The 8,842-nt window shown below is 65.7% G+C and carries 8 protein-coding genes and 1 pseudogene; 8 read left to right on the top strand and 1 reads right to left on the bottom strand.

Annotated features, from left to right (window positions below; all coding sequences use genetic code 11):
* Window positions 1–79 (bottom strand): annotated as a pseudogene (locus WA317_RS16565) ((2Fe-2S)-binding protein); the annotation flags it as partial.
* A 543-nt stretch (window positions 80–622) separates the two neighbouring features.
* Between WA317_RS16565 and bfr the strand changes: the two are divergent.
* The 8 genes from bfr (at window position 623) to WA317_RS16525 (ending at window position 8,693) form a co-directional block, all read left to right on the top strand.
* A complete protein-coding gene (gene bfr / locus WA317_RS16560; protein ID WP_425174062.1) occupies window positions 623–1,120 on the top strand; it encodes a bacterioferritin in 498 nt (165 codons plus the stop codon).
* A gap of 79 nt (window positions 1,121–1,199) precedes the next feature.
* A complete protein-coding gene (locus tag WA317_RS16555; protein ID WP_425174061.1) occupies window positions 1,200–3,320 on the top strand; it encodes an MDR family MFS transporter in 2,121 nt (706 codons plus the stop codon).
* Window positions 3,295–3,789, top strand: coding sequence for a carboxymuconolactone decarboxylase family protein (locus tag WA317_RS16550; protein WP_425174060.1), 495 nt, complete (start codon window positions 3,295–3,297; stop codon window positions 3,787–3,789). The genes WA317_RS16555 and WA317_RS16550 overlap by 26 nt, the downstream gene beginning before the upstream one ends.
* 65 nt (window positions 3,790–3,854) lie before the next feature.
* The gene (locus WA317_RS16545) at window positions 3,855–5,207 is read left to right on the top strand and encodes a glutamine synthetase family protein (RefSeq protein WP_425174059.1); all 1,353 of its coding nucleotides are present in this window, start codon (window positions 3,855–3,857) and stop codon (window positions 5,205–5,207) included.
* Between the two features lie 38 nt (window positions 5,208–5,245).
* Window positions 5,246–6,343 (top strand): amidohydrolase family protein, encoded by a 1,098-nt coding sequence (locus WA317_RS16540; RefSeq protein ID WP_425174063.1) that lies wholly within the window; start codon window positions 5,246–5,248, stop codon window positions 6,341–6,343.
* A 49-nt stretch (window positions 6,344–6,392) separates the two neighbouring features.
* The gene (locus tag WA317_RS16535; protein ID WP_425174058.1) at window positions 6,393–7,226 is read left to right on the top strand and encodes a lysophospholipid acyltransferase family protein; all 834 of its coding nucleotides are present in this window, start codon (window positions 6,393–6,395) and stop codon (window positions 7,224–7,226) included.
* Window positions 7,226–7,666, top strand: coding sequence for an SRPBCC family protein (locus WA317_RS16530; RefSeq protein WP_425174057.1), 441 nt, complete (start codon window positions 7,226–7,228; stop codon window positions 7,664–7,666). The genes WA317_RS16535 and WA317_RS16530 overlap by 1 nt, the downstream gene beginning before the upstream one ends.
* A 49-nt stretch (window positions 7,667–7,715) precedes the next feature.
* Complete coding sequence (locus tag WA317_RS16525) at window positions 7,716–8,693, top strand: hypothetical protein (protein WP_425174056.1); 978 nt, start codon at window positions 7,716–7,718, stop codon at window positions 8,691–8,693.
* The last annotated feature ends 149 nt before the right edge of the window (window positions 8,694–8,842 follow it).

Raw genomic sequence — 8,842 nt, 5'->3', positions numbered from 1 at the left:
CCTTCGATGTCGACGCGCCGCGCGCGACGGCGTCGGACACAGTTTGACTGGTCGCCCCGACACAAAGACACACGTACATCAGCCCACCGTCCCGGCAGCGTGCGTAAATGCACTGATGGCAGGCAGGCGTAACGAAAATTCGAATCGGTGGGCATTCATATCGAGCGTCGACAACAGCCGCCGTGGCGCGTGGAATAGCAAATGAAGTCGCTCACGAAGCGGCCTGACATCGGTCGCTTTTCGCAATCCTGCACGTAACGACTGCATCTGCGCGAAACCCTCCCGACCATCCCGTATCGGCGAACGGCGACCGCCCAACGTGTCCGCCGCCGGTGGCGAGCCGACAGGCACGACGCCGCAAACCGTCCCTGTGTTAGTGAAGTCTAACCTAACTTTGTTAGCCGGGTCTAACCTAACCCGACTGGCCGTTGAACAGGGATTATGCTGTGTACCGCCCACGCAGGACCCTGGCAGCACCCCGACGCGCACGGGTGCCTCAAACATCCCGCCGACTGTCACCGCCCTGCATTAGATTGATCTGCGCGGCACGGTGGGTGCTCCAGCCAGGCCCATCAGAGTCGGCCGACCCGGTTTGACATGCGACAGCTTCAAAGGAGTGATCATGCAAGGTGATCCTGACGTCCTGCGCCTGCTCAACGAGCAATTAACCAGTGAGCTCACTGCGATCAACCAATACTTTCTGCATTCTAAAATGCAAGAAAGCTGGGGTTTCACCGAGCTCGCGACTTATACCCGCGCAGAATCTTTTGATGAAATGCGGCACGCCGAAGCAATTACCGACCGTATCTTGTTGCTCGACGGATTACCGAATTATCAGCGCCTGTTCTCGCTGCGTATCGGCCAAACGTTGCGGGAACAGTTCGAAGCGGATCTGGCCATCGAGAACGAGGTGTTGGACCGGCTGAAACCGGGGATCGTCCTGTGCCGGGAGCGGCAAGACACTACGACCGCCAACCTGTTCGAGAAAATCGTGGCCGACGAGGAAAACCACGTCGATTACCTGCAGACGCAGCTGGAACTGATGGACAAACTGGGTGAAGCGCTCTACGCCGCGCAATGCGTTTCCCGGCCGCCGGGGTCGACGAGCACGGCCGGCTGATTGCCCGCCTCCTTCGCGCCGCTGCACGGCGCGCGTCGCTGACGCGCCTAGCATCGGAGGCTGACGGGAGGGGCATGTCATGACAGGCGCAACCGCGACGGCCGCGGAGACCGAACTCCGCGGCACCCGGATCACGCCGCAGCGCCGCAATCTGATCTTTCTGGCGATCGTGCTGGGCATGCTGCTCGCGGCGCTGGACCAGACGATCGTCGCGACCGCGCTGCCCACGATCGTCGCCGACCTGGGCGGTGCGGGCCATCAATCATGGGTGGTCACCAGCTACCTGTTGGCCTCCACAATCGTCACCGCTCTCGTCGGTAAGCTCGGCGACCTGTTCGGCCGCAAGCGGGTGTTCCAGGCCGCGATCGTGTCGTTCTTCGCCGGCTCGGTGCTGTGCGGCCTGTCGCAGTCGATGGTGATGTTGGTGCTGGCCCGGGCACTGCAGGGCATCGGCGGCGGTGGCATCACGGTCACCGCAACAGCCCTCATCGGTGAAGTGATACCGCTGCGCGACCGGGGCCGCTATCAGGGCGCGCTTGGTGCAGTGTTCGGTGTCACGACGGTTGTGGGCCCGTTGCTGGGCGGCTACTTCACCGATCACCTGAGCTGGCGGTGGGCGTTCTGGATCAACGTGCCCGTCTCGGCGGCGGTGTTCGTCGTGGTGGCCGCGGCCATACCGGCATTGGGTGACCGGGTCAAACAGGTCATCGACTACACCGGCATCGTGTTAGTCGGCCTTGGTGCCGCCGGCCTGACGTTGGCCACCAGTTGGGGCGGCACCACCTACCCGTGGACGTCAACGACGATCATCGGACTGTTCGTCGGCTCAGCGGCCGCGTTAGGCGGATTCGTCTGGGTAGAGAGCCGTGCTGCGGCGCCGATTCTGCCGCCGCGGTTGTTCAGCAGTCCGGTATTCACCGTCTGCTGCGTGCTCAGTTTCGTCGTCGGGTTCGCGATGTTGGGCGCACTGACCTTCCTGCCTACTTATATGCAGTACGTCGACGGTGTCTCGGCCACCGCCTCGGGGCTGCGCACGCTGCCGATGGTGGCCGGGCTGCTGACCACATCGATGGGAAGCGGCATCCTGGTCGGGCGCACCGGGCGCTACAAGATCTTCCCGATCGCCGGAACCGCGGTGATGGCCACCGGTTTCCTGCTGCTGTCGCGAATGAGCCCGTCGACGTCGGCGCTGCTGCAATCGCTGTACCTGTTCATTCTGGGATTCGGCATCGGCCTGTGCATGCAGGTGCTGGTGCTCATCGTGCAGAACACGTCGAGTTTCGAAGACTTGGGCGTCGCCACCTCAGGAGTGACGTTCTTCCGCACCATCGGCAGTTCATTCGGCGCTGCGATATTCGGATCGCTGTTCGACAACTTCCTCACCGGGCCGCTGCGCTCGGCCCTCATCGCGGGCCACATACCGGCTCAGGCGGCCAGTTCGCCGGAGGCTTTGCATCGCCTGCCGCAGAGCGCGGCCGCCCCCATCGTGCACGCCTACGCCGATTCACTTGATCTGGTGTTCGCGTGCGCGGCCCCGGTGGCGGTCGTGGGATTCGTGGTGGCGCTGTTCCTGCGGGAGGTCCCGCTGAGAGACCTCGGCAACAGCGCCGCCGATCTCGGTGAGGGGTTCGGCATGCCCACCACGCAGACATCCGAAAAACTGTTGGAAACCACGGTCGGGCGCCTGCTCAGTCAGGGCGCACCGGGCATGCGGTTGCGCAGCATCGCCCTGCGGCCCGACTGCCGACTCGACGTCGCCGGCCTGTGGGCCGTCCTGCGGGTGCACCGCTACAGCAGGTTGCTCGGGACAGCGCGGCTCAGCGATATCGGCGACGACCTGGGGGTGCCGTTCGAGGTGCTCGAGCCCACCTTCGACCGGCTGATGCGCACAGGCTTCATCATGCGCGACGGCGATGGATTAAGGCTCACTGCGATCGGTGCGCGGCAGGTCGCTTTCGTGTCGTCGCTGCTTCTTGGCTGGATCGTCGACAAGCTCGCGCGGTCACCAGGTTTCGAAGGCCGCCCCGATCGCCGAGAGGTGGAAGCCGCCGTGCAACGCATCGCCGACCGGGCTGTCATGCAACGTGATTGGTACGAAGATCGACCGCAGCTCGCCACCGTCGTCACGCAGAGAATTCCGATCCCGGCTCCGACGCGCGGCGTACCATCTGCCCATGAGCCGAATCGGAACATTCGCTGACGACGACCTGGCCGGCTGGATCCTGACGTCTCCCGAGCTCGGCGGCGCGATCGCCGCGTTCAGCGACGCGGTGTACAACCGCAACCGGTTGCCGATGCGCACGCGTGAAATCGCGCGAATCGTTATCGCTCACGACAACGAATGCGCGGTCTGCGTCAACACCCGCGACGGCGACGGGCCCGCCGCCGGGGTCGACGAAGACCTCTATGACCATGCGCTGCAGTGGCGCACCTGGCCGGGCTACAGCGAACAGGAACGGCTCGCCGCTGAGTTCGCGCATCGCTTCGCCACCGAGCACACGGTGCTACGTGACGACGAAGAGTTCTGGGCCCGCTGTCGCGAGCACTTCTCCGACGAGTTGCTCGCCGACCTCGCACTGTCGTGCGCCATGTGGTTGGGCATGGGACGGGTGCTGCGCACCTTGGATCTCGGCCAGTCCTGCAAGCTGACCTTGCCCAGTCGGGTCTGACCGCCGCATGTGCCGCTGAGCATCGCCCCGGCGATGCAGCGCGCCCCGCAAGCACAATCACCGCCATGACCGCCACACCGCTTGCCGCCGCGGCGATTGCCCAGCTGGAAGCTGAAGGGGTCGACGTCGTCATCGGCACCGTCGTCAACCCGGCCGGGCTCACCCAGGCCAAGGCTGTGCCGATACATCGCACCAACACTTTCGCCGACCCCGGCATGGGAGCGAGCCCGGTCTTTCACACCTTCGCCATCGACCAGACCGGCATCGCGTTCACCGACCAGATCGGCGTCGTCGGTGATCAGCGGATCCGCATCGACCCTTCCGCGCTGCGGATCATCGGCGACGGATTGGCTTGGGCGCCAGCAGCATTCTATGACCAGGACGGTATCCCCGTGCCTGCCTGCGCTCGCGGAACCCTCGGCCGGATGGAAGCCGTGCTCGCCGAAGCCGGCCTCAGCGCGGTCGTCGGTCACGAGTTGGAGTTCCTGCTGGTCAATCCAGACGGCAGCAAGCTGCCCTCGACACTCTGGTCGCCGTATGGCCTGGCCGGCGTACTGGAACACGAGGCGTTCGTTCGCGACGTCATTGCCACCGCCACCGCCTCCGGTGTCGGCATCGAGCAGTTCCATCCCGAGTCCGGCGCCAACCAGTTCGAGATGGCGTTGACGCCATTGTCGCCGGTCGCCGCGGCCGATCAACTTGTGCTGACCCGGCTGATCGTCGGCCGCGTCGCCCGCCGCTACGGACTGCGCGTCAGTCTGTCGCCCGCGCCGTTCGCTGACGGCGTTGGCTCCGGTGCTCATCAACACTTCTCGCTCACAGCATCGGACGGACTGCTGTTCGCCGGCGGGACCGGCCCAAGTGGGATGACCGCCGCGGGCGAGCACGCCTTGGGCGGACTGCTGCGCGGGCTGCGGGACGCGCAAGGCATTCTGTGCGGGTCGATCGTGTCCGGTCTGCGTTTGCAGCCCGGGAATTGGGCCGGCGCCTACCTATGCTGGGGCACCGAAAACCGAGAAGCCGCAGTGCGTTTCATCGATGCACGGGCGGCGAACCCCTACGGGGGGCACGTCGAGGTGAAGATTGTCGATCCCTCCGCTAACCCGTATTTCGCCTCCGCGGCGATACTCGGGCTGGCGCTGGACGGAATCGAACACGAGGTGACGCTGCCACCGGAGACGACGGTGGATCCCGCGACCCTGTCCGATGCCGAGCGCGAGCAGGCGGGCATCGTCCGTTTTACCGATGTCCAAGCCGAAGCCGTCTCGGCCCTGCAGGATTCGGAGCGGATGCGAGCGATCCTCGGCGCGCCGGCCGTCGACGCCACCGTCGCCGTGCGCCGCCTGGAAAGTGAGCGCTACGGCAAGTTGCGTCCAGAACAATTGGCGGACAAGTTCCGCATGGCGTGGAGCGTGTGACCGTGGCGTCAGCACGCTCCGGGGCCGGCGACTCGGCTCTGGCCCACCACATCGCCGAAGTGCCGCTGGTTGATCAACACGTTCATGGGTGCTGGTTGACGGCGGGTGACCGACCGCGGTTCGAGAATGCGCTCAACGAAGCCAACATCGAACCGGTGGCGGACGGGGGACTCGACTCGCAACTCGGCTTCGCGGTGCGTGCGCACTGCGCGCCGCTGCTAGGGCTGCCGCGTCACGTTGCTCCGCAACATTATTGGGAACGACGTAGCGAATTCGGCGAGGCAGAGCTGGCGCGGCTTTTCCTGCGCGGCGCCGCGGTTACCGACTGGCTGGTGGATACCGGCTTCGCCGAAGGGGTGACCGACCCCACCACCCTCGCCGAGCTGTCCGGCGGCCGCGCACACGAGGTGGTCCGCCTCGAACAGGTAGCGGAGCAGGCCGCACACGCCGCGGGCGACTACGCCGGCGCATTCGGGAACATCCTGCGACAACGCGCTGCCGGCGCCGTCGGCACCAAATCCGTTTTGGCCTACCGCGGCGGATTCGACGGTGACTTGAGCGAGCCGCCGGCGGCGCAGGTCGCCGAGGCCGCCCGCCGGTGGCGCGACAGCGGCGGAACCCGCTTGACCGATCGGGTGCTGCTGCGCTTCGGATTGCATCAGGCCTTGCGGCTGGGTAAGCCGCTGCAATTCCACGTCGGCTTCGGGGACCGCGACTGCGATCTGCACAAAGCCAATCCGCTGTATCTGCTCGACTTCCTCCGCCAGTCCGGCAACACCCCGATCATGCTGCTGCACTGCTATCCCTACGAGCGCGAAGCGGGCTACCTGGCGCAGGCTTTCAACAACGTCTACCTCGACGGCGGGTTGAGCATCAACTATCTGGGTGCACGGGGCCCGGCGTTCGTTGCGCGGCTTCTGGAGATGGCGCCTTTCCGGAAGATCGTCTACTCCTCGGACGGATTCGGTCCGGCAGAGCTGCACTTCCTCGGCGCCAAGCTGTGGCGCAACGGGGTTCACCGCACGTTAGCCGGCTTCGTCGACGCCGGGGACTGGAGTGAGGCTGACGCCATCCGGGTGGTCGATCTGATCGCCCACGACAACGCGGCCCGCATCTACCGACTCGACAGCCGGTGACCTTCGCAACACCGCGTACCGATTTCTCTTCGTATGCCACAATGCGGAAATGGCGAGCTTGGGCGATCTCAAGGGGTGGGTTACCAAACAGGTCGCGTCGCGGGTCCCGAAAGCCGACCTCGACCAACGTGACCCTGACTACATCCGCGACCAACTGCCCGGCACGTGGCTGTTGGCCTCGCTGTACTTCCGGGCAGACGTTCGAGGCTTGGACCGGATTCCCGCCGAAGGGCCGGTGTTGCTGGTCGGCAATCACAGCGGCGGCAACGTGCCGCCGGACACCTTCGTGTTCACCCTCGCCTTCTGCTCGTACTTCGGGGTCGAACGGCCCTTTTACCAACTGGCGCACAACCTTGTCGTCTCAGCGCCTCCGTTGGGCTGGTTGCGGAAGTTCGGCACCGTCGCCGCCAATCATGAAAACGCCGAGCTCGCGCTTAAATCGGGTGGAGCGCTGCTGGTTTACCCCGGCGGTGATTACGAAGTCGCCCGACCGTCGTGGGAGCGGCACAAGGTCGACTTCGACGGCCGGATGGGGTACGTGCGGCTGGCCCGCGATGCCGGTGTGCCGATCGTCCCCGTTGCCAGCGTCGGCGGCCAGGAGACCGCGTTGTTCCTCACTCGCGGGCAGTGGCTGGCCAAGTTGCTCATGACCGACAAACTGCTGCGCGTGAAAGGCATTCCGATATCCATATCGCTGCCCTGGGGCATCAATATCAGCGACTTCGCCGGGCACCTTCCGTTACCGGCCAAGATCACGATCGAGGTGCAGGAGCCGATCGAAGTCGACGGCGATGACGAGGCAGTGAATGACAAGGTGCTGGCCAGCCTGCAGGCCGGCGTGGACCGCCTCGCCGCCGAGCGTCGATTTCCGGTGATCGGCTGATGCGCGTCGAACGCCAGTGCGTGATCGACGCTGACCGCGACGCCGTCTGGAAGGTCGTCAGCGACCCGGACCGCTACCCGTCGTTCATGTCCAGACTTGAGCGGTGGGAATCCGCCAACGAGCGGCCGCCGGGCGTAGGGGCCCGCTACATGGTGCACTGGAAGATCGGCTCGGTGCCCGTCGGTGGCCTGATCGAAGTGGTCGAGTTCGACGAGGCCCGCGATCTGGCCTGGGTGGGTATCACCGGTATCAGCATGCGTGGCCGGATCCGGCTGCGCGACGAGCGGGACGGCCAAACGAAGGTGACGTTCCGGCTGTCCTACCAGGCCCCCGGCGGACTGCTGGGTTACCTCGCCGACCGGATCGCGGTAGGTCAGGTAGGGCGGACATTGTCCGAGACCCTCAAACGGCTCAAGGCGCTGACCGAGTCCGCGCACTAACCTGCCGCCGCGCCAGCAAAATCTCGAAGACGGCCAGTATGCTGTCGGGGTGCAACCTCCACCAGGCTCCTTACCTCCGTCCGGCCCATCGTCACACGACCCTTGGCAGCAGGGCGGGCACGGGTACGGCCAGCGACCACCGGAATCCGGTTACGGCGCCGCAGCTGGGCCGAACAGTCCGCCGAGCCAGCAGGACCACGGTCGTCAGCCTGGTTATGGCTCTGCCGGTTATGGCCAGCAGGGCTACGGCGACCAGCTCGGTTACGGCCAGCAACCCGGCTATGGGCAGCAGCCGAGCTACCGCCAGCAGGCCGGCTACGGTCAGCAATCCGGGCCCGGGCATCCCGGCTACGGCCAGGCCGGCTACTACCACCAGCCGGGCAGCGGCGCGGGCACCCAGCAAATCGCGACGAGGGCCGTTTTGGGAGCTGTCGCGCTGCTCGGAGGGCTCGCCGCCATCCTCACTGTGGTGCTCGCGATCGACCTGGGCACAGCCGTCAGCCGGGCCTCCGACGTCTGTGGGCAGTTCGGCGGCGAAGTCTCCGACATCTGCCGGCAGTCGCTGAGAAACAACGCGCCGCACGTCCCGGCGGCTGTGATCGTCTACCTCATCCTGCTGATCATCGGCAGTGTGACGGCGGTTGCCGGTGCGGTCCTGCTCTTCTTCCGGAAGTACGTCGGCCAGTTCCTGGTTCTCGGCGGCGGCGTCGTACTGCTGTTGTTCGCGATCGTCACGGAGGCTCAGTACGGAGCTACCGGCCGGGTTACCTACGACTTGATCGCCGGTCTCTTCATCGCCATCGCCGGCGGTCTGCTGCTGGTGCCCCAAGTCCGTCAGTTTCTGGGCTTTCCGCCGCTGTCCACCGGCGCCCGGCCTGGCCAGTACGGCGGTGGCGGTCAGTACGGTGGCGGCCAGTACGGTGGCGGCGGTCAGTACGGTGGCGGCGCCCAGCCCCCATACGGCCAACCGCAACCTGGCCAATATGGCCAGCAGGGCCCCGGCGGTTACCCGCCGCGACAGTGGTGAACTGACACCACACCAACGGATGGTTTGTCCCCGACGGCACAACCACCGCGCGCATACTCGCGAAGATGACGTCGCTGCAGCGCTATATCGCTGAGGAGATCGCAGCCGATCACGTCGACGGTCTGCTCACCCGGCGTGAAGCGATGCGA

Source organism: Mycobacterium sp., from assembly GCF_049802695.1.
Classification (GTDB): domain Bacteria; phylum Actinomycetota; class Actinomycetes; order Mycobacteriales; family Mycobacteriaceae; genus Mycobacterium.
The sequence above is the reverse complement of the archived record's forward strand: the minus strand, read 5'-3'. Positions and strand labels throughout refer to the sequence as shown.